The organism is Stenotrophomonas sp. STEN029, assembly GCF_056760015.1.
The window spans coordinates 53,695-73,907 of sequence record NZ_JBRREC010000006.1 but is presented as its reverse complement, the minus strand read 5'-3'; the positions used below and the strand labels follow the sequence as shown (position 1 = coordinate 73,907).

The window sequence follows — 20,213 nt, the reverse complement described above, 5'->3', positions numbered from 1 at the left end:
GGTTAGCAGATCAGTTGCTGCCCAAGGCCTGCGGCAGCAGCGCGTCGACGAAGGCTTCTGCATCGAATACGCGCAGGTCTTCCGGGCGCTCGCCGATGCCGGCGAAACGGATCGGAATGCCAAACTCGCGCGCCAGCGCGAACACCACGCCGCCCTTGGCGGTACCGTCCAGCTTGGTCACGACCAGGCCGGTGACACCAGCAGCAGCATGGAACTGGCGCAGCTGCGACAGCGCGTTCTGACCGGTGGTGCCGTCGATCACCATCAGCACTTCGTGCGGTGCGGTGTCGTCGATCTTGCCCAGCACGCGACGGATCTTGCTCAGCTCGTTCATCAGGCCGGTCTGGGTGTGCAGGCGACCGGCGGTGTCGGCGATCAGCACGCTGGTGCCGCGTGCCTTGCCGGCCTGCAGTGCATCGAACGCGACCGAAGCGGCATCGGCGTTCTGACCCTGTGCGACGACGGCAACGCCATTGCGCTCGCCCCAGATCTGCAGCTGGGCAACCGCGGCGGCACGGAAGGTATCGCCAGCGGCCAGCATCAGGCTATGGCCCTGATCCTTGAAGCGCTTGGCCAGCTTGCCGATGGTGGTGGTCTTGCCGACGCCGTTGACGCCGACGGTGAGGATCACGAATGGCTTGGCATTGGTGTCGATGACCAGCGGCTTGGCGACCGGCTGCAGCATTGCGATCAGGTCGGCGCGCAGCGCGGCCAGCAGTGCGTTGGCATCGGCGAACTCGCGCGACTTCATGCGCTTGCGCAGATCTTCGACCAGCGCCGTGGTTGCCGGCATGCCGACGTCGGCGGTTATCAGGGCGGTTTCAATTTCATCGAGCAGGTCGTCGTCGAGCTTGGGATTGCGCGAGAACAGGCCGCCGAAGCTGCGCGCGAAGCTGCTGTTACGCAGGCGATCGCGCCAGCCGAGCTTGCCGGCCGGCGCTGCGGGAGCTGCGTCGAGGGGAATCAGTGCTGCGTCTGAATCGGGGGAGCTGGGGACGATGACTTCGGCAGCGGCCGGAGCCGGTGCTGCAACTGGAACAACAGGAGCAGCAACGACAGGAGCAGGGGCGGCAACGGGCTCCATCGCCTGCGGAGCGATTTCAAGGGCTGCAGGGGCGGGCGGTTCGGCGGCAGCCGGTGCTTCGACCTGGGCTGGTGCTGCAACAGGGGCTGCTTCGACCACGACAACTTGTTCGGCAAGCGGCGCGGGCGCTGCTGCGGCTTCTGTTGCTGGCTCTACCTGCGCATGAGCAGCGACCGGGGCTTCGACCGACGTTTGTGCGGTTTCGGGCTGGGCGGGTTCTGCGGGCAGCGGCGCTTGTGCCGACGGTGCCTGCGGGAACGCGGCGGCAAGTTCCTCGGCGCTCAGCGTGGACGGCTTTGCGGGCTGTTGGGCGTCGTCGGTCTTTTTGCGGCGGAAGAAGCTGAACATGAAGGAAAAAGGCCTGAAATCAGTTGTCCATTCTACCACTGGCGGTCAGGCGGCCGGCGGTGCGGTGGCGAGAGTGCTGTCGCCAAAGCTCCTGTCCCGCTTGTGGGGTGAGAGGAGCAGCTTGCGAACCATTGGTTCGCTGCTCATCGAACGCGCTTGCGCCAGCGCCAGCGCCAGCGCAAGGGCTGGGGCGCGGAGCGGGGGTTGGGGTGAGGGGGGGGGCTTTTGGGGCTTTACCTGGAAGGCCACTGCCGAGCATGGCTCGGCGCTACAGGCTCCTCGCTCTACAAGCCCCTCTCCCGCTTGCGGGAGAGGGGTTGGGGTGAGGGGAGCTCTTGGGGCTTTGCCGGGAAGGCATCTGCCGAGCATGGCTCGGCACTACAGGCCCCTCGCTCTATAAGCCCCTCTCCCGTTTACGGGAGAGGGGTTGGGGTGAGGGGAGCTTTTGGGGCTTTGCCGGTAAGGCCTCTGCCGAGCATGGCTCGGCACTACAGGCTCCTCGCTCTACAAGCCCCTCTCCCGCTTGCGGGAGAGGGGTTGGGGTGAGGGGGGCTTTTGGGGCTTTACCGGGAAGGCCTCTGCCGAGCATGGCTCGGCACTACAGGCTCCTCGCTCTATAAGCCCCTCTCCCGTTTACGGGAGAGGGGTTGGGGTGAGGGGAGCTTTTGGGGGCTTTATTGGGAAGGCCTCTGCCGAGCATGGCTCGGCACTACAGGGCACCCCTTTCCAACCCACCCCTTCGCTGCGCGAAAGGGAGAGGGTGGATCATCAGGCTGACAGTTCCAGCAGCAGCTTGTTCAAGCGGCGCACATAGCCGGCCGGATCCTTCAGGCTGTCGCCGGCGGCCAATGCGGCCTGGTCGAACAGCACATGGGCCAGGTCGTTGAAGCGGTCCATGTCCGGCTCGGCATCCAGCTTCTCGATCAGCGGGTGCGCCGGGTTGAACTCGAACACCGGCTTGCTGTCGGGTACCTTCTGGCCGCTGGCTTCGAGGATCTGGCGCATCTGCAGGCCCAGGTCCTGTTCGCCGATGGCGAGGATGGCCGGCGAGTCGGTCAGGCGGTGCGAGACGCGCACTTCGGCGACTTCCTCGCCCAGCACGGTCTTCAGGCGCGCGGCCAGGCCTTCCTTGGTCTTGGCGACTTCTTCCTGTGCCTTCTTGTCCTCTTCGGTCTCCAGCTTGCCCAGGTCCAGGTCGCCACGGGCGATATCGACAAAGGACTTGCCGTCGAACTCGTTGAGGTAGCTCATCAGCCACTCATCGATGCGGTCGGTCATCAGCAGCACTTCGATGCCCTTCTTGCGGAACACCTCCAGGTGCGGGCTGTCCTTGACCTGCTGGTAGCTCTCGCCGGTCAGGTAATAGAGCTTGTCCTGGCCTTCGATCATGCGACCGACGTAATCGGCCAGGGCGACACTCTGCTCGCCGCTGTCGTCATGGGTGGAGGCGAAGCGCAGCAGGCCGGCGACCTTCTCGCGGTTGCCGTAATCCTCGGCCGGGCCTTCCTTCAGCACCTGGCCGAAGTTCTTCCAGAAGCCGGCATAGTCCTCCGGCTTGTCCTTGGCCAGCTTCTCCAGCATGTCCAGCGAACGCTTGGTCAGCGCCGACTTCATCGAGTCGATCACCGGGCCGGACTGCAGGATTTCACGCGACACGTTCAACGGCAGGTCGTTGGAATCGACCACGCCCTTGATGAAACGCAGGTACAGCGGCAGGAACTGCTCGGCCTGGTCCATGATGAAGACGCGCTGCACATAGAGCTTCAGGCCCTTGGGTGCGTCGCGGTGGTACAGGTCGAACGGCGCGCGGCCCGGCGTGTACAACAGCGAGGTGTACTCCAGCTTGCCTTCGACCTTGTTGTGGGTCCAGGCCAGAGGATCGGTCGGATCGTGCGCGATGTGCTTGTAGAACTCCTTGTATTCCTCGTCCTTGACCTCGGACTTGGCGCGGGTCCACAGCGCATTGGCGCGGTTGACGGTTTCCCACTCCGGCGTGGCCGGCTTGTCGGCTTCCTCGCCGTGATGTTCTTTCTGCAGCTCGATGGGCAGGCCGATGTGGTCGGAGTACTTCTTGATCAGGCTGCGCAGCTGCCAGCCGTCGGTATAGCTGTCTTCGCCTTCCTTCAGGTGCAGCACGATGCGGGTGCCGCGCTCGGGCTTGTCGATGGTCTCGACCTCGAATTCGCCTTCGCCCTTGGACGACCAATGCACGCCTTCGCTGGCCGGCAGGCCGGCGCGGCGGCTGTACACATCAACCTGGTCGGCAACGATGAAGGCCGAATAGAAGCCCACGCCGAACTGGCCGATCAGGTTGGAGTCCTTCTTCTGGTCGCCGGACAGGTTCTTCAGGAACTCTGCGGTGCCGGACTTGGCGATGGTGCCGAGGTGGGCGATGGCTTCATCGCGGCTCAGGCCGATGCCGTTGTCGTCGATGGTCAGGGTGCGCGCGGCCGGGTCGGCCTCGATGCGGATGCGCAGTGGCGCGCCGCCTTCGAGCAGCTCGGGCTGGGTCAACGCTTCGAAGCGCAGCTTGTCGGCGGCGTCGGCGGCATTGGACACCAGCTCGCGCAGGAAGATTTCCTTGTTCGAGTACAGCGAATGGATCATCAGGTGCAGCAGCTGCTTCACCTCGGTCTGGAAACCGCGGGTTTCCTTGTGATTCGGGTTGCTCATCGGTCGGGGTGCTCCGTTGCTATGGGGCGCGCAGCTGCGCGGCGACTGCAGCTTGGGTAAGGGTGAATGGGCCGATTTCAAGGTGGGCGCAGCCGGGGCAGGTGCTGGTCTATCATCTGCAGCACTTGGATCTGTTGGATGTAGACCGCCGATGTATTTGATTTGCCACGTTTTGCCATTGGCTTTGCCGGTGCGGGGCGGATGAGTCCGGTTCGTGGGAAAGCGCCTGCTGCTGCCAGCGGGCAGGTGCGTATCGTCGGTGGACGTTGGCGCAATACCCGTTTGCAGGTTCCTGAATTGCCGGGCCTGAGGCCGACCAGCGACCGGGTCCGCGAAACCCTGTTCAACTGGCTGCTGCCCAAACTGCCGGGCGCGCGCGTGTTGGACCTGTTTGCCGGCAGCGGCGCGCTGGGCCTGGAGGCGGTATCGCGCGGTGCGGCGTTCGCACAGCTGGTGGAGCGCGATCCGCAGCTGGTGGCGGCACTGCGCGGCGTGGTCGGAAGGCTGGGGGCAGGGGCCCAGGTTGAGGTGATTGCCGGCGATGCCCTGCAATGGCTGGGCAGTGCGCCGCCCGCACGGGCCGACGTCGTGTTTCTGGACCCTCCTTTCGCCGCCGGTTTGTGGGAACAGGTGATCGAACGTCTTCCCCGGCACCTGGCTGACGATGCCTGGCTGTACGTGGAAGCGCCGGTAGGCGCGGCGCTGCAGCTGCCGGCGGAATGGCAACTGCGTCGCGAAGGCAGTACCCGTGAGGTGGCCTATGCCCTCTACCGCCGGGCCGCTGCTACACTTCGCGGCGACATGAACGCGACCGAACCCGCATGACCTCAGCCAATCGCCGCATCGCCGTATACCCGGGTACTTTCGACCCGATCACCAATGGTCACATCGACCTGGTGAACCGTGCCGCGCCCTTGTTCGAGAAGGTGGTGGTCGGCGTGGCGCAGAGCCCATCCAAGGGCCCGACGCTGCCGCTGCAGCTGCGGGTGGCATTGGCGGTGGAAGCACTGCAACACCACGACAACGTGGAAGTGGTCGGTTTCGACACCTTGCTGGCCCATTTCGTGCGCTCCGTGCACGGCGGGGTGCTGCTGCGCGGCCTGCGCGCGGTGTCCGATTTTGAATACGAATTCCAGATGGCGAGCATGAACCGGCATCTGATTCCGGAGGTGGAGACCTTGTTTCTGACCCCCTCCGAGCAGCACAGCTTCATTTCCTCCTCGCTGGTGCGTGAAATCGCCCGGTTGGGCGGGGATGTCTCCGGTTTCGTGCCGGCCACTGTGCTTGAAGCGTTGCGCAAGGCCCGCGAAGCGCGTGGGCAGTAAATTTTTCTGGTAACACCACTTTTCAACGGGAGAACGATCATGAAGAACACGATGCGCGTGCTGCTTGCCGCCTCGATGGTGCTGGCTGTAACGGCCTGCAAGAAAGAAGAAGCACCGGTAGTCGAAGCGCAGCAGGCGCTGGTCGCCCCGGCCAAGGATGACGACGCGGGTTGGAAGAAGTACCTGCAGGCGGTCGCCGTGCAGAACATGGGCAACATCACCGCCAGCCCGTTCCTGTACTACCTGCCGCCGGAATCGGATCCGGAGTTCGCTGCCAAGTACGACCGTCAGGCTGAGAGCGCCACCGGTGCCGTCGGTCGCGGCGTCCAGCCGGGCAACATGCTGGCTTTCGGTTCGTCGGCGTCGGCCAAGATGGCTGACCTGATCGAAGCCAGTTTCAAGGACGTGCAGGCTGATTCGATGAAGGGTGTGCGCGTGGTGTTCATCGGCGATGCCGCTGACAACGCCCGTGTGCAGACCATCGTCAAGCCGACCGGCGCCGACTACGTCTTCGTCGAAGCCAAGTGACGCATTGGCGCGGGGCCGCGTAGCGGCTCCGCCTTTGCCAGTGCGTCATCCCCGCGAAGGCGGGGATCGCTCTGGCTGTTGCTTTAGCTTCTGCCCTGGTTCTGGCTTTTGCTCCAGCTGGCGCGGGGCCGCGTAGCGGCTCCGCCTTTGCCAGTGCGTCATCCCCGCGAAGGCGGGGATCGCTCTGGCCGTTGCTTTAGCTTCTACCCTGGTTCTGGCTTCTGTTCCAGCTGGCGCGGGGTCGCGTAGCGGCCCCGCACTTGCCAGTCTGCCCCGCCTTTGCGGGGATCGCTCTTGCGTCTTGCCGCTGCTCCAGACCCCCCGGCGGTAGGCCAGTTCCAGTCTGGCGGTGATCCAAGCCAGCGCAGCCCAGATCCAGCCAAAACCCGCCTGCCAGGACCACCATCCGCACTCGCAGAACGCTGTGGAAGCAGCAGCTTGGGCCCCGGCAAAACCAGTATCCGGTAAGCTTGCTGTCGGCACTGCCCTTGGCAGTCCATGAACAGCAGGACCGATGAACCGGCAGGCGCCGGTTGCAAGCCCCGCTCCGACGGGAACACCGCAACAATGTCTTTGAAAATCAATGAGCTCTGCGTCAATTGCGACGTCTGTGAGCCAGCCTGTCCCAACCAGGCCATCGCAATGGGCGAGACGATCTATGTGATCGATCCGGCCCGTTGTACCGAATGTGTCGGTCATTTCGATGAACCGCAATGCGTGGTGGTGTGCCCGGTCGAATGCATTGACCCGGACCCGGATATCGTCGAAACCGAAGATCAGCTGCTGGCCAAACTGGCCGGCCTGCAGCGCGATCACCCTGAGTTTTACCAATCGGAGAATCCAACGGCATGAAACTCGTTGCCCGTTCCCTGCTGCTGTTCGCACTGGTGCTGTCGCCAGCCGCGTGGGCAGCCGACACCGCGCCGGCGCGCGCCGCACACCCTGATGGCGCTGCGATTGCCAGCGGCCATTCGCTGGCAACCCAAGCCGGTATGGAAATCCTTGCCCAGGGCGGCAATGCGTTCGATGCAGCGGTGGCCGTGTCTTCCACGCTGGCCGTGGTTGAACCAATCAGCTCGGGTCTGGGTGGCGGCGGGTTCTTCCTGCTGCACGATGCCAAGACCGGCAAGGACCTGATGCTGGATGCGCGCGAGACCTCGCCCGAGTCCGCAACGCCGGAGCAGTTCCTGGACAAGAACGGCAACCTGGACCGTGACCGCTCGGTCAATGGCCCGTGGTCGGCCGGCATTCCGGGTTTGCCGGCGGCGCTGGTGAAGCTGGCGCGCGAGCATGGCAAGTTGCCGCTGGGCGATTCGCTGGCACCGGCAATCCGCGTCGCCACCGATGGCTTCCCGGTGTACGCACGCATGGCCCGTGGCTATACCAGCCGCCGTGAAGTGATGGACCGTTACCCGGGCACCCGCGAGGTCTACCTGCGCAACGGCAAGCCGATCGCAGAGGGCGATATCTTCAAGCAGCCGGAGCTGGCGCACACGCTGCAGCTGCTGGCCGCCAACGGCTTTGATGGCTTCTACCGCGGCGAGACCGGGCGCAAGCTGCTGGCCGGCGTGAAGCAGGCCGGCGGCCGCTGGACTGCCGAGGAACTGGCCGGCTACACGGTCAAGACCCGTGAGCCGATCGTGTTCAACTACCACGGCTGGAAGATCACCACTGCCTCGCCGCCGTCTTCCGGTGGCATCGCACTGGCCTCGATGCTGCAGATCCTGGAACCCTGGGACCTGAGCAAGTTGGACCAGGCGCACAGCACGCACCTGGTGGTGGAAGCGATGCGTCGTGCCTATCGCGACCGCACCTTCTTCCTCGGCGATCCCGACTTTGTCGACATCCCGCAGAAGGTGCTGACCAGCCGCGACTACGCGCAGGGCCTGCGTGCAACCATCCATCCGGAAAAGGCCACGCCCAGCGACCTGCTGTCGGGCAACCCGACGCCACTGGAAGATGACGAGACCACGCATTTCTCGATCATCGACAGCGAAGGCAACCGCGTTGGCGGCACCCAGACGGTGAACCTGCTGTACGGGTCGGGTCTGATCCCGGCCGGCACCGGCGTGCTGTTGAACAACGAGATGGACGACTTCGCGTTGAAGCCGGGTACGCCCAATGCCTTCGGTGTGATGGGCTATGCGGCCAATGCGCCGGCCAAGGGCAAGCGCATGCTCAGCTCGATGACGCCGACCTTCATGGAGAACGACGACAAGGTCGTGGTGATTGGTACGCCCGGTGGCAGCCGCATCATCACCATGGTCCTGCTCGGCATCCTCGGCTACGACGCCGGCCTGGATGCACAGCAGGTAGCCGCCTTGCCGCGCTACCACCACCAGTGGTTGCCGGATGAGATTTCGGCGGAAACCGGCGCGTTCTCGCCGGAGGTTGCCAAGCAATTGCAGGCGATGGGCCACAAGGTGGAACTGCCGGGCGACTCCGCCGAAGGCGGCCGTGGCTCCAGCCATGTCTGGGGCAACCTGCAGACGGTGGAGTGGGATCGGCGCAGCAATGTACTCAGCGGCGGCAGTGATCCGCGTAACCCGGTTGGCAGTGCCGAGGTTCGCAAGCTGGGAAAGGCTGACTGAGGTAAACAGGAGACCTCGCTTCGGCGGGGTTTTTGTTTGGCTTTTGATCTATGCCGTCATTCCCGCGCAGGCGGGAATCGCTCCGGCTTTTTGCCTTACGTTCTTTGCTCCATTCCCTGCTCTCGGTTTACTGCATCGCGGAGGCAGTGGCGAGAACTAGAGCTAGAGCGATTCCCGCCTGCGCGGGAATGACGGCAGATGAGCAAAAGCCGATCCAAAGCCAGGCCCCATCAGTAATCATCCTTCCGATAGGTGCACACAGCACGACGTCCCCGCCAGTGCCGTTGCCCGTCAATTATCCGCCACCGGATCCTTGCGAATATTTAACGCGCAGCGGGTAGAATTTTTCATATGAAACTTTGGTCGATTCGCGGTAACTCGCAAAAACTCGATGGCGGCGCGATGTTCGGCAACGCGCCGAAGGCGTTGTGGGAGCGCTGGGCGGAGGCCGACGATGCCAATCGCATCGAGCTGGCATGCCGGGCATTGTTGGCCAGCCCGCTGGGTGGCAAGACGGTGTTGTTCGAAACCGGCATCGGTGCCTTCTTCGAGCCCAAGCTGCGCGAACGCTATGGCGTGCAGGAGCCGCGGCATGTGCTGATGGATTCGCTGCGTGAAGCAGGCTTCGAGCACGAAGACATCGATGTGGTGGTGCTGAGTCATCTGCATTTCGATCATGCAGGGGGCTTGCTGGCGCCGTGGTCGGAAGGTCGCGAGCCGGAGCTGTTGTTCCCCAATGCGACCTTCGTGATTGGTGCCGAGCACTGGGAGCGCGCCAAGCATCCACACCCGCGTGACAGGGCCAGCTTCATTCCCGAGTTGACCGGTTTGCTGGAGGCCAGTGGCCGCCTTGAGATCGTCAGTGGTGCCTATTCGAAAGTACTCGGCGAGTCGGTACGTTTCAGCTTCAGTGATGGCCATACGCCAGGCTTGATGCTGGCCGAGATCGTCGGCCCCGAGCGGGTCAACGGGCAGTCGCGTGGTGGCGTGGTGTTCTGTGCCGATCTGATTCCTGGCCGTTCCTGGGTGCATGTGCCGATCACCATGGGTTACGACCGCAATGCCGAACTGCTGATCGACGAGAAGCGGGCATTTCTGGAGGACAAACTGGCGCGCAACGTGCATCTGTTCTTCACCCACGACCCGCAATGCGCGATGGCGCAGGTGGTGCGTGATGAGAAAGGGCGGTTTGGCACCGCCCATGAGGTGGGTGAGCTGAAGGCGCGTTCGCTGGCCGCCTGAGCTGACCAACGGCAGGAAAAAAACTGACTTCCGGCACTGATTCCGGAAGCCGTCAAAATCGACATTGGTCCCATCATCCAGATCCGGGGCAATGTCTTGAAACTTCCTTCTCTTCTGCGACGTGCCGGGCTTGCCGTGCTCCTGCTGCTGGGGCCGGCTGCTGCCGCGCTGGCGGCTCCAACCCAGGTGCTGCCATTGCAGGTCAGTGCCGAGCGCTCGACAACGCTGGCGATCTGGGAGCCGGCGCAGGTGCGTGGCGTGGTGCTGTTTTCCTCCGGGCACGGTGCCTGGCCGGAGCGCTACGAGCGCCTGCTGCAGTCCTGGGCGGATGCCGGATTCGTGGTGTTGGCACCGCTGCACGTGGACTCGATGAAGTATCCGCAGCGTGAGCAGTTCTCGCTGCAACAAGGCTTGACCGAGCGCTTCGTCGACATGCGCGCTGTCAGCAGCTACGCGGCGAAGCATTGGCCCGGGATGCCGGTTGCTGCAGCTGGTCATAGTCTGGGGACGCTGATCTCGGCGACGCTTGGTGGTGCATTGAACGGACTGGGGCCGTTGCGCGATCCGTCAGTGGTGGCTGTGCTGGGCTTTTCGTCGCCAGGCCGGATTCCGGGGCTGATCAACGAGCAGTCATATGCCTCGCTGGCGGTGCCTTTGCTGCTGGTCACCGGTGACAAGGATCTGGTGCCGGGTTTCGTCAGCGACCCAGTCGATCACCTCTATCCCGTCGAGACGGCGCCTGCTGGAGACAAGACCGGCGTGGTACTTGCCGGGGGCGACCACAACCTGATTGGCGGAGAACCTGAGCTGTTGTTCGAACGCGCCCGCGAGCTGGGCACGGCGTTCCTGCGTGCACAACTGCTCAAGGACGAACAGGCGCGCCAGCTGTTGGCGGCGCCTGCCGCTGCCAATGAGCGCTGGCTGCGCCGCTGATTCGTTGCAGTTGGTTCGGCGGATTACGCGTCTTGCGCAAATTCGCGCCAGCTCGTTTCAGTCAGCACGCGCCGCAGAGCGGCGGTTGCTGACTTTGCCACTGCCGCCATGCCGGCCTGCATGGCAGGGATCAATGTCAATGAATCGCGAAGGTGATGGCATAGGCCGCCTGCGCACCGCGCCGGGCTGCCGCACGCACCTGGTACACCTGCACGGTGTAGGTCCCGGAGGCAGGCAATATGCCGTTCCAGTCCTGTCCCAGGCTGCCACTGCCGAGAGCGGTGGCAACGCCGGGAATATCCCCCGGGGCATAGATGTTGAAGCCGACATTGCTGCTGCCGCTCAGGCTTACCCGCATGGATTGCTCGGCCTTGGCATCCAGCGTGTAGTTGATGCTGTCATAGCCAAGCAGGGTGTGGCTGGTGCTGAAGCTTTGCATGCCCTTGGCGAACTGCACCGGAAGTGTGGTGACCTTGTCGGCGGCAGCAGCCCCCTGCGTGCCGAGTGCAACTGCTGTGGCCAGGATCAAGGGCATGATGCGCTTCATCGTACTCATCGTTTGCGTGGGGAAAGGCTGGCGGCAACTGTCTGGCCGGCCGCGATGCTCAACCGATGCGGGTGCCGAAGATGCGATCACCGGCATCGCCCAGGCCCGGCATGATGTAGCCCTTCTCGTTGAGGCGTTCGTCGATGGCGGCGGTATACACCTCCACGTCCGGATGCACGGCTTCCAGTGCCTTCAGGCCTTCCGGTGCGGCGACCAGGAAGATGCCCTTGATGCGGCGGGCGCCGGCCCGCTTGAGCATGTCGATGGTGGCGATCAAGGTGCCGCCGGTGGCCAGCATCGGGTCAAGGATCAGCGCGTCGCGCTCTTCCAGGCGGCCGGTCAGGCGCTCGAAGTAGGGCACTGGCTGCAGGGTTTCCTCGTCACGCTGCAGGCCGACAACGCTAACACGCGCGGCTGGAATCAGTGACAGCACGCCGGTCAGCATGCCGAGGCCGGCGCGCAGGATCGGCACCACGGTGATCTTGGCACCGGCAATGCGCTGCACCTGCACCGGGCCGGCCCAGCCTGCCATGGTGTGGCTTTCGGTCTCAAGATTGGCGGTGGCCTCGTAGGCCAGCAGGGTGCCAAGTTCGTTGACGACCTCGCGGAAATCCTTGGTGCTCATGGATGCATCGCGGAGTAGGCCGATCTTGTGCTGGACCAACGGGTGGCGGACTTCGACGATTTTCATGGCGGTGTGATGACAGGGAAGAGCCGATAGTTTGCCGCAGTCCTGCTGTACCCAGCCAGTAACGGACTGAAATATTGCAGCCGTGCGTCTGTAACAGTCATGCAATTGAACGGACATACCGTGCACACCCATCCTTTACACAGATTGGGGGCGGTAGTGCGCAAGAGCGTCTTGGTGGTGGCGGTGACGACCGCGGTGGCCTGCATGGCTGCCGCGCCTGCATATGCACAACAGGCCACGGCCGATGGCACGACCACGCTGGCCAGCGGTGCGGCAGCTGCCATCGACCTGGAGCGCATCGAGGTACGAGCACAGCGCGAGGCACAGATCCGCGCCGTCGAGCTCAAGCGCGACGCCAATGGCGTGCAGGACGCGGTGGCCTCCGACTCGATGGGTGACTACCCCGACATGAACGTCGCCGAGTCGCTGCAGCGCCTGCCTGGCGTCAGCGTCACCCGCGACCAGGGCGAGGGTCGCTTCGTGGTGATCCGCGGCCTGGATGCGGCCTTGAACAGCGTCAGCATCGACGGCATCGCCATCGGCACGCCCGAGGACTCCTCGCGGGCAGCACCGCTGGACGTGATTCCGTCCGAGTCCACCGAGCGCCTGCGGGTGATCAAGTCGGCCACGCCGGACATGCCGGGTGATGCCATCGGCGGCGCGGTAGTGGTGGAATCGGCCTCGGCCTTCGATCGCGATGGTCGCTCCCTGAAGGGCAAGCTGGAGGGCAGCCACCAGGAGTTGTCCGGTGAGACCAGCCCGAAGGTTGCGTTCAATTACAGCGAAGTGTTTGCGGAAACCTTCGGTGTGGCGCTGGGTGTCAACTACCAGAAGCGCACCTTTGAATCCGACAACACGGAGGTGGAGTACGACACCTTCGATGGCGGTGCCGACGACGATCTGGCCGCGGTGGAGATCCAGCGCCGCAAGTACACCATCGAGCGCGAACGCACCGGCGCCAACCTGAATTTCGATTGGCGTCCTGATGATGCCAACCGCTATTACCTGCGCACGCTGTACAGCCAGTTCGACGACGCGGAAACCCGCCAGCGCACGATCTTTGGCCTCGGCGACGGTGAGATCACCGCCCTGGGCGGCGGCCGCTACCAGGTTGACGATCTGCCGGCCGATGCCATCAGCAAGCGCATGCGTTACCGCACCAAGGAAGAGAACACCTTTGCGGTCAGCCTCGGTGGCGAGAACCGTCTGAACGGTGCGGTGCTGGACTACAAGATCGGCTATACCAAGACCCGTGAGCGCGTGAACGACGAAATGGAAGCGCGCTTCGATTACGACGGCGACGACCTGCATGCCACGCTCAACCAGAACAGTGGCATTCCCGGCCTGAGCCTGAGCGACAGCGGTTGGATGGACAACGGCAACTACGCGTTCGACCGCGTCGTCCTCTCGCCCAAGCAGATCGACGACAGCGAGCGCAGCGCGCAGGTCAACATCCGCTTCGATGGCGACAAGGGCAGCTACAAGTTTGGTGTGCTGGGCCGCTGGCGCGAGCGTGATGTCAATGTGGACGAAGTCGAGCTGCGTACCGGCCCGGCGGTTGATCTGTCCAGTTGGAACGGCAAGACGCTTGATCACCGCGGTGGCAGCCTCGGCCAGGGCATGAGCTCGGCGGCGATGCGTGCCTGGTGGGCAGCCAATGGCAGCAAGTACAGCGCCAGGTCGGGCGATGTCGCCGGCAACACGATGACTTCGCTGGAAGAAGACTACATCGCCAGCGAAGACATCCTCTCCGCCTATGCGATGGGCACCTGGGACATCGGCGCATTGCGGGTGATCGGCGGCGTGCGCGTGGAGAACACGCAGTTCAATGCCACCGGCAACGATGTCGATGTTGCCAGCGACGGCAAGACCGTCACGGTGACCCCGCGTATCGCCAACAACAGCTATACCAGTGTGCTGCCTGGCCTGCACCTGCGCTACGACACCAATAACGACTGGGTGCTGCGCGGCTCGGTCAACAAGACCGTGGCGCGACCGTCGTTCGGTGATGTCTCGCCGCGTCTGGCGGTCAACCGCGATGATGAAGAAGCACGTATCGGCAATCCGAACCTGGACCCGTACGAGTCCACCAATCTTGATTTCTCCTTCGAGCGCTACCTCGGCGATAGCGGCATCATTTCGTTGGGTCTGTTCCACAAGTCCATCGATGGTTACATCGTGCAGACCGAGACTGATAACGATCCCGAGTATCCGGACTTCAAGGTGACCCGCTCGATCAATGGCGACAAGGCCAAGGTGTTCGGCGCCGAGTTCAACTGGCAGCAGCAGCTGAGCTTCCTGCCGGGCGCATGGTCTGGCCTGCTGGTCGGTGCCAGTGGCACCTGGCTGGACACGGATTTTGATCCGGGCATCGCTGACCGCGAAGGCGATGACTTCAACCTGCCGCGCGCGTCCAGGAACATCTACAGCGCGCATATCGGCTACGAATGGGGCGGCCTCAGCACCCGCCTGGCCGGTGTCTATCGCAGCGAGTACCTGGACACCATCGGCGACAGCCGTGCATTCGATATCTACGTCGCGCCGCATACCCAGCTCGATTTCAGCTTCGACTACAAGCTGAGCAAGAACGTGAGCCTGTACCTGGAAGCTTCCAACCTGCTGGATGAGCCGCTCGAGCTGTACCAGGGCGTGTCCTCGCGTACCCTGCAGAACGAGGAATACGGCCGTACCTATGCGATTGGCGTGAAGGTGGCACTGTGAGGGCCGCGCTGCTCGCTACCGCCGTTGCCTTGGTGCTGGGCGCCTGCCAGCCGGTGCCGAAGTCCAGCACGCCACCGACCGCAGCCGATCTTGCCGAGGGCGCGACCGCTGTCCCGTCCACCTTGGTGGCCGAAGCCTTCCTGACCCCGATGACGCCGGCTGACAACATCGATTCGCCGGCCAGCTGGCGCGGTGCCGATGGCCGGCTGTGGCTGATCGCGACCGCCAAGGCCACCGACAAGCTGGTGGTGTACGACGGCCAGACCGGCAAGCATCTGCGTGACGTCGGCAGCACCGGCACCGCGTTGGGGCAGTTCGACCGTCCCAATGGCATTGCGGTGCAGGGCGACCTGGTGTTCATCGTCGAACGTGACAACCACCGTGTGCAGGTGCTGCAGCTGCCGGACTTCAAGCCGCTGGGCGTGTTCGCCGGCAACGACCTGCGCAAGCCTTATGGCCTGTGGGTGAACCCGGTGCAGGGCGGTTATGACCTGTACGTCACTGATTCCTACGACGATGGCGAGGATGCGGCGGGCAATGACATCCTGCCGGCGCTGGAGCGTCTGGACGAGCGCGTGCGTCGCTATCACGTCACCCTCAATGGCGGCGAGGTGCAGGCCAAGCTGGTGCGCAGCATCGGTGACACATCGCCCAAGGGCGCGCTGCGTGTGGTCGAGTCGATCTGGGGAGATCCGGCCAATGACCGCCTGCTGATCGCCGAAGAAGACGAAACCTATGCCAGCGAGTTCAAGGTCTACAACCTGGCCGGTGACTTCAGTGGCGAGACCTTTGGTCGCGGCCTGTTCAAGGCACAGGCCGAAGGCGTGATGCTGCGTACCTGCGGCGATGGCGGCTGGTGGATCACCACCGAGCAGGGCAAGCAGCGCAGTACCTTCCATCTGTTCGATCGCAAGACACTGGCGCCGGTGGGTTCGTTCCACGGCAACACGGTGGCCAATACCGACGGTATCTGGAACAGCCAGCAGGTGTCGGCGCGTTTCCCGCAGGGGGCGCTGTACGCGGTGCATGACGATCAGGGCGTGGTGGCCTTTGATTGGCGCGATATCGCCAAGGCGTTGTCGCTGCCGCAGGAGTGTGGCCAATGAGGGCGCGGGGACGCTCTCGCTTGCGGCTGCCACTGCTGGTGCTGATCAGCGCGGCGCTGATGGGCGCAGCTGGAGCGGTGGGGGCCGCTCCAGCTGCCGAGCCCAACACGCAGGTGCCGGCGGGGAGCCGGCACTATGCGGCCAGTGGCTTTCCTGACCGCATCGTCGCGTCGCCAGCGCAGGATGCCAGCAGCGGCTTCGCGGTGGCGTGGCGTACCGCGCCACTGGCCGAGCCGGCGCTGCTGGAAATCACCGTGGCTGGCGACTCGCCGGACATGGGCCAGGTGCGGCAGCTCACTGCGAGCAGCCAACTGCTGCAGACCGAGAACGGCAACAGCCAGCACCATCGTGCGTTGATTGATGGTCTGCAGGCCGACACGCTGTATGCCTACCGGGTGCAGGGGCAGGGCACCTGGAGTGCATGGCAGCACTTCCGTACTGCCGCTGCCGCTGGTCAGCCGCTGACGGTGCTGTACTTCGGCGATACCCAGAACAAGAACCTCAGCCATGTCAGCCGAGTGATACGGCAGGGCTGGCAGACCGCACCGGATGCGCGGCTGACCTTGTTTGCGGGTGATCTGGTCAGTGGCGGTGATGGCGAGGACGACAACGAATGGGGCGAGTGGTTCGCCGCCGGTGGCTGGTTGCTGCCGGGCATGGCGGTCGCACCGGCCGCAGGTAACCACGAGTACTTCGAAGAGTTCGAGGACACGCCGCAGGAACGACGTGTGCTGGGCAAGCATTGGCCGCTGACCTTCGCGCTGCCGGGCAATGGTGCGCCGGCTACTGCCAGTACCACCTACTGGTTCGACTATCAGGGTCTGCGCGTGGTGGTGCTGGATGGTACTTCGGCACTGGATCTGGGCACCGCCAAGGCGCAGGCGAACTGGTTGGAGGATGTGCTGGAAAGCAGCCGCCAGCCGTGGAACATCGTGGTCGTGCACCAGCCGCTGTATCCCTTGCGCGCAGAGCGTGACAGCTCGGTGCTGGCCAGCGAGATCCGTCCGGTACTGCAGCGGCACAAGGTCGATCTGGTGCTGCAGGGCCACGATCACACCTACGGCCGCCGTGCCGATGCAGGTGCAGCGTTGCCGCAGTACATCTCGTCCGTTGCCGGTCCCAAGCAGTACCGCTTGTCGCCGGAAGCGCGCGCGACGATGAAGCCTACCGCCGAGGACACGCAGTTGTTCCAGGTGCTGCGGCTGGACGACAAGGGGCTGCACTACGAAGCGCGCACGGCAACCGGTCGGCTGTATGACGCTTTCCAGATCAGTCGCGGTGCCGATGGCGGCAAGCAGTTCAGCGAGATCACCGAAGGGCGCATCCCGCAGCGTGATTGCCCGCGTGCGGTGTCGCCCAAGGGCCGCGACGACCGTTGCTGGGAGTAGGTGGATGAAGGTGATGCAGGCAGTTCTCTGTGGCGTGATGCTGGCTACCGCGTCACCGTTGTTGGCAGCTGGCGAGCTGCTGCATCCCTTTGCCTTGCCGCAGCCCGACAACGCGCCGGAGGAAGTGCTGCTGGCGGTGGAGATTCCCGCTGGCGGCGCGATCAAGTACGAGCTCGGTGAGCATGGCGAGTTGCGGGTGGATCGCTTCCTGTCGATGCCGGTTGCCTATCCGGCCAACTACGGTTCGATGCCGCAGACCTTGGCCGGTGATGGTGATCCGCTGGATGCGCTGGTGTTGACCCGGTTCCCGATCCAGCCCGGCGCCGTCGTCCGCTTCCGCCCGCTGGGCGTGTTGCGCATGGTGGACAAGGGCGAGGCCGACGAGAAGATCGTTGGCGTGCCGGTGGATGCAGTCGACCCGACCTATGCGAAGGTACGTGCGCTGGAGGATCTGCCGGTCATGGACGTGCAGCGCATCGAGGCGTTCTTCCGCACCTACAAGCAGCTGCCAACTGGCGCCGACATCCAGCTCAACGGTTGGGGCGGCGCGGCCGAGGCCCGCCAGGTGATACGCCGGGCACTGCTGGAGTACCAGCAGGTCAGGCCGACGCGCTGAGTATCCAACCGGTTTCACGGCTCTGGATGCGGCTTCCTCCTATAATGAACACGGATTTGTCCGAAAGTGCTGCCGGGCGGGTGCCGGTAAGGCCGCGCGCCGCGATGGCAGCAGGTAGCAATGACAGCTCGGCCAAGGGTGTTGGCCGGGCGATCACGGCGGACTGCCGGTAACGGCAGGTGCCCAATCAAGGAGGGTGGTCATGCGCATCATGGGAAAGGCGTGGAACAAGTTGGCTGTAGCAGCCATGTTGCTTGCAGTAGCTGCGAGTGCGGCGGCAGCCCCGCCGTTGGAAGAAGAAGTCGTCAACCCCAGCGAAGTTCTGTTCGAGGGTGGCAAGGCCTATGCCGATGCTGGCGGTGGCCAGATGGAGCAGTTGCACAGCCGCAAGCAGGGTGGCGAGACGATTTATTACCGCCTGGTCCGCTACGACAACGAGAACGGCTACGTCGACAATGACGGCGCACAGGCGCTGGCGCAGACCTTCCGTACCGAGTCGAGCATCGGCCAGACGCCTTACCGTTACTACGGTTCCGGCCATTTCGCGCGTCCGGATTTCTACAACAGCCCCTATAACCGCGATGCCCGCCAGCGCTACTCAGGGCCGGGTTACTTCGGAAGCTGCAGCCGCTATGACGGCTGCAAGGAAGTGCAGATCGTGCCGCTGTGGCCGTATTACCGCGGTTACTGACGACGTATTGATTCCTGGCCTGGGCAAGCGCAGCGCCCCCGGGGCTGCGGAGTCATCAGGTTTCCGAGCCGGATTTGACCGTATTGCTGTTCTTCCCGGGTGCGCTGCGCTTACCCGGGCTACGGCCTGGCGACAAGAGCGCTTGATGCATACAGAAACGGGCCCTTGATGGCCGCCGTTTCTGTTTGACGCGTAGTGCCGCACTCAGGCGCTGAGAGCTTCCACCACCCGCAGTTTTGGGTGGCCCTTTGAGCGCTGCTGGTACTCCTGCTCGATATCGGCCAACCGCTTGGCATTCGGGCACTGCAACATCATGTAGTTGGCGTCGAAGTTGAGCTTGGCGACCAGGAAGTCGATGAACGCGCGCACCTTGGGGGAGACCAGGCGGCCGCCGGCAAATACCGCATTGAAGTCGTAATCCGGGCCAGTCCAGCCAGGCAGAACCTGCCGCACCATGCCGGATTCGACAAAGGGCTTGGCCATCACGTCACTGCTCAGCATCAGGCCCTCGCCAGCGACCAGGGCGGCATTCAGGGCTGACGGGTCATTTGCCACAAGTAGCGGATTGACCGCAAACTCGCGCATCTCGCCACCATTTTCGGCCAATGCCCACGTAAAACGCTGGGTTTGTCCATGATGGAGCTTGCGGATCGCCAAGGTGCGATGGAATTGCAGCTCGTCCGGGTGCTTGGGCTCGCCGTGCACGGCGAGATAGGCCGGGCTGGCGAATACCTGGGTGCGCAGGCTGCCCAGCTTGCGCGCGATAAGGTTGGAGTCGGGCAGTGCGCCAACGCGCAGTGCCAGATCCACTTCCCCTGAAATCAGGTCCAAGGTCTCATTGCCCAGGTGCATGTCGACCCGGATCTCCGGGTACTCGCTCTGGAACTGGCCCAGCAGCGGTGCAATCCAGCAGGTACCAATCGAGTACGGAACGGTGAAACGCAGCCAACCGCGGGGGCCGGATTGCAACTGGCTGACCGCGCTTTCGGCCTGGTCCAGTTCGCGGGCAATGCGCTGGCAATGCTCGTAATACACGGTCCCAGCTTCGGTCAGGCCCAGGCGTCGCGTGGTCCGGTGCAGCAGGCGCGCACCCAGGCGGGTCTCCAGCTCCTGCACCTTGCGGCTGACCGTGGTCTTGGGTTGACCGAGCAGACGCGCAGCGGCAGTGAAACTGCCCTGTTCGACCACTTTGACGAAGATCAGGGTGTCGTTGAGATCGTTGGCCATGGTTGGGACTCTTGCGGCAACGGAATTGTGCCGGCGACGGGATGATTATTCCCTTCAATCCGTACTAATCAAGTCTGGATTAGGGGCCTATCTTGTACGCCTGTATCCAATCCGGACATGCCGTCATGCGCATGCGCTCCCCCATGGCCCTGCCAACACCTCGCCGCGAGCCCAGTTACCGCAACGCTTTGCCTTCAAGGTTGGCCTGCAATCAATTGAATCCATTGCAGTTTGAGGCCTTGCTTGGCGACGTGCAGGCAGCTGCCCCTCGAGGCGCCAAGCGGCAAGGTGTTGCGATGCTGCGACGGGCCCTGGGGTTGTTTGTCCCATTGGTGGTCCAAAAATTTCCGCGGACGGGACAGTGATTTCGCCGCCACTGCCGCTGATCCGCCCGCCCAGGGCTCAGCTGCGCAGATTGTCGCGTGACGGGCTGGCGCCACCGCGATGTCGAGCTCCATTCCGTTTTTTTGCAATTCCCTGATCACCTCCCCTTGGAGCACGA

17 protein-coding genes are annotated in these 20,213 nt (G+C 63.9%); 12 read left to right on the top strand and 5 right to left on the bottom strand.

Annotated elements, in window-relative coordinates:
- Positions 1-10: 10 nt before the first annotated feature.
- On the bottom strand, positions 11-1,432 hold the full coding sequence (ftsY, locus tag ACVOLI_RS02655; protein ID WP_481533412.1) for a signal recognition particle-docking protein FtsY: 1,422 nt from the start codon (positions 1,430-1,432) through the stop codon (positions 11-13).
- 768 nt (positions 1,433-2,200) lie between these two features.
- Positions 2,201-4,105 (bottom strand): molecular chaperone HtpG, encoded by a 1,905-nt coding sequence (htpG, locus tag ACVOLI_RS02650; protein ID WP_481533411.1) that lies wholly within the window; start codon positions 4,103-4,105, stop codon positions 2,201-2,203.
- A 201-nt stretch (positions 4,106-4,306) separates the two neighbouring features.
- Here htpG and rsmD point away from each other — a divergent pair, with 201 nt between their 5' ends.
- The 7 genes from rsmD to ACVOLI_RS02615 all read left to right on the top strand — a co-directional run bounded on the left by rsmD (position 4,307) and on the right by ACVOLI_RS02615 (position 10,724).
- The gene (rsmD, locus tag ACVOLI_RS02645; RefSeq protein ID WP_481533410.1) at positions 4,307-4,930 is read left to right on the top strand and encodes a 16S rRNA (guanine(966)-N(2))-methyltransferase RsmD; all 624 of its coding nucleotides are present in this window, start codon (positions 4,307-4,309) and stop codon (positions 4,928-4,930) included.
- Positions 4,927-5,430 carry a pantetheine-phosphate adenylyltransferase gene (coaD, locus tag ACVOLI_RS02640; protein ID WP_481533409.1) on the top strand — a complete coding sequence of 168 codons (504 nt, stop codon included), beginning with the start codon at positions 4,927-4,929 and terminating at the stop codon, positions 5,428-5,430. The genes rsmD and coaD overlap by 4 nt, the downstream gene beginning before the upstream one ends.
- 39 nt (positions 5,431-5,469) lie before the next feature.
- Positions 5,470-5,958 (top strand): hypothetical protein, encoded by a 489-nt coding sequence (locus ACVOLI_RS02635; protein WP_282268818.1) that lies wholly within the window; start codon positions 5,470-5,472, stop codon positions 5,956-5,958.
- A gap of 567 nt (positions 5,959-6,525) precedes the next feature.
- A complete protein-coding gene (locus tag ACVOLI_RS02630) occupies positions 6,526-6,810 on the top strand; it encodes a YfhL family 4Fe-4S dicluster ferredoxin (protein ID WP_282268820.1) in 285 nt (94 codons plus the stop codon).
- A complete protein-coding gene (gene ggt / locus ACVOLI_RS02625) occupies positions 6,807-8,549 on the top strand; it encodes a gamma-glutamyltransferase (RefSeq protein WP_481533408.1) in 1,743 nt (580 codons plus the stop codon). Before ACVOLI_RS02630 ends, ggt begins: the two co-directional genes overlap by 4 nt.
- A 351-nt stretch (positions 8,550-8,900) precedes the next feature.
- Positions 8,901-9,791 (top strand): MBL fold metallo-hydrolase, encoded by an 891-nt coding sequence (locus ACVOLI_RS02620; RefSeq protein WP_282268823.1) that lies wholly within the window; start codon positions 8,901-8,903, stop codon positions 9,789-9,791.
- Positions 9,792-9,887: 96 nt separating this feature from the next.
- Entirely contained in the window at positions 9,888-10,724 is an 837-nt protein-coding gene (locus tag ACVOLI_RS02615; protein ID WP_481533407.1) for an alpha/beta hydrolase family protein, read from the top strand.
- A gap of 136 nt (positions 10,725-10,860) precedes the next feature.
- Here ACVOLI_RS02615 and ACVOLI_RS02610 read toward each other — a convergent pair whose 3' ends face one another.
- Positions 10,861-11,271 (bottom strand): g-type lysozyme inhibitor, encoded by a 411-nt coding sequence (locus ACVOLI_RS02610; protein WP_481533406.1) that lies wholly within the window; start codon positions 11,269-11,271, stop codon positions 10,861-10,863.
- A 58-nt stretch (positions 11,272-11,329) separates the two neighbouring features.
- A complete protein-coding gene (upp, locus tag ACVOLI_RS02605) occupies positions 11,330-11,962 on the bottom strand; it encodes a uracil phosphoribosyltransferase (RefSeq protein WP_481533405.1) in 633 nt (210 codons plus the stop codon).
- A 204-nt stretch (positions 11,963-12,166) separates the two neighbouring features.
- Here upp and ACVOLI_RS02600 point away from each other — a divergent pair, with 204 nt between their 5' ends.
- The 5 genes from ACVOLI_RS02600 to ACVOLI_RS02580 all read left to right on the top strand — a co-directional run bounded on the left by ACVOLI_RS02600 (position 12,167) and on the right by ACVOLI_RS02580 (position 18,484).
- The gene (locus ACVOLI_RS02600) at positions 12,167-14,683 is read left to right on the top strand and encodes a TonB-dependent receptor (protein WP_481533419.1); all 2,517 of its coding nucleotides are present in this window, start codon (positions 12,167-12,169) and stop codon (positions 14,681-14,683) included.
- The gene (locus tag ACVOLI_RS02595; RefSeq protein WP_481533404.1) at positions 14,680-15,789 is read left to right on the top strand and encodes a phytase; all 1,110 of its coding nucleotides are present in this window, start codon (positions 14,680-14,682) and stop codon (positions 15,787-15,789) included. Before ACVOLI_RS02600 ends, ACVOLI_RS02595 begins: the two co-directional genes overlap by 4 nt.
- 59 nt (positions 15,790-15,848) lie before the next feature.
- A complete protein-coding gene (locus ACVOLI_RS02590) occupies positions 15,849-17,177 on the top strand; it encodes a purple acid phosphatase family protein (protein WP_481533418.1) in 1,329 nt (442 codons plus the stop codon).
- A gap of 4 nt (positions 17,178-17,181) precedes the next feature.
- A complete protein-coding gene (locus ACVOLI_RS02585; protein ID WP_481533403.1) occupies positions 17,182-17,793 on the top strand; it encodes an inorganic diphosphatase in 612 nt (203 codons plus the stop codon).
- Between the two features lie 211 nt (positions 17,794-18,004).
- A complete protein-coding gene (locus ACVOLI_RS02580) occupies positions 18,005-18,484 on the top strand; it encodes a hypothetical protein (protein WP_481533417.1) in 480 nt (159 codons plus the stop codon).
- Between the two features lie 204 nt (positions 18,485-18,688).
- Here ACVOLI_RS02580 and ACVOLI_RS02575 read toward each other — a convergent pair whose 3' ends face one another.
- Positions 18,689-19,711, bottom strand: a complete 1,023-nt coding sequence (locus tag ACVOLI_RS02575) for a LysR family transcriptional regulator (RefSeq protein ID WP_481533402.1) — start codon at positions 19,709-19,711, stop codon at positions 18,689-18,691.
- Positions 19,712-20,213 lie beyond the last annotated feature (502 nt).

Excerpts from the sequence above, each read along its gene's own strand:
- ACVOLI_RS02600 (WP_481533419.1), top strand. The coding sequence starts at position 12,167 with ATGGCTGCCGCGCCTGCATATGCACAACAGGCCACGGCCGATGGCACG.
- ACVOLI_RS02610 (WP_481533406.1), bottom strand. The coding sequence starts at position 11,271 with ATGAAGCGCATCATGCCCTTGATCCTGGCCACAGCAGTTGCACTCGGC.
- rsmD (WP_481533410.1), top strand. The coding sequence starts at position 4,307 with ATGAGTCCGGTTCGTGGGAAAGCGCCTGCTGCTGCCAGCGGGCAGGTG.
- ftsY (WP_481533412.1), bottom strand. The coding sequence starts at position 1,432 with ATGTTCAGCTTCTTCCGCCGCAAAAAGACCGACGACGCCCAACAGCCC.
- ACVOLI_RS02585 (WP_481533403.1), top strand. The coding sequence starts at position 17,182 with ATGAAGGTGATGCAGGCAGTTCTCTGTGGCGTGATGCTGGCTACCGCG.
- upp (WP_481533405.1), bottom strand. The coding sequence starts at position 11,962 with ATGAAAATCGTCGAAGTCCGCCACCCGTTGGTCCAGCACAAGATCGGC.
- ACVOLI_RS02635 (WP_282268818.1), top strand. The coding sequence starts at position 5,470 with ATGAAGAACACGATGCGCGTGCTGCTTGCCGCCTCGATGGTGCTGGCT.
- ACVOLI_RS02630 (WP_282268820.1), top strand. The coding sequence starts at position 6,526 with ATGTCTTTGAAAATCAATGAGCTCTGCGTCAATTGCGACGTCTGTGAG.
- coaD (WP_481533409.1), top strand. The coding sequence starts at position 4,927 with ATGACCTCAGCCAATCGCCGCATCGCCGTATACCCGGGTACTTTCGAC.
- ACVOLI_RS02620 (WP_282268823.1), top strand. The coding sequence starts at position 8,901 with ATGAAACTTTGGTCGATTCGCGGTAACTCGCAAAAACTCGATGGCGGC.
- htpG (WP_481533411.1), bottom strand. The coding sequence starts at position 4,105 with ATGAGCAACCCGAATCACAAGGAAACCCGCGGTTTCCAGACCGAGGTG.
- ggt (WP_481533408.1), top strand. The coding sequence starts at position 6,807 with ATGAAACTCGTTGCCCGTTCCCTGCTGCTGTTCGCACTGGTGCTGTCG.
- ACVOLI_RS02580 (WP_481533417.1), top strand. The coding sequence starts at position 18,005 with ATGGGAAAGGCGTGGAACAAGTTGGCTGTAGCAGCCATGTTGCTTGCA.
- ACVOLI_RS02575 (WP_481533402.1), bottom strand. The coding sequence starts at position 19,711 with ATGGCCAACGATCTCAACGACACCCTGATCTTCGTCAAAGTGGTCGAA.
- ACVOLI_RS02590 (WP_481533418.1), top strand. The coding sequence starts at position 15,849 with ATGGGCGCAGCTGGAGCGGTGGGGGCCGCTCCAGCTGCCGAGCCCAAC.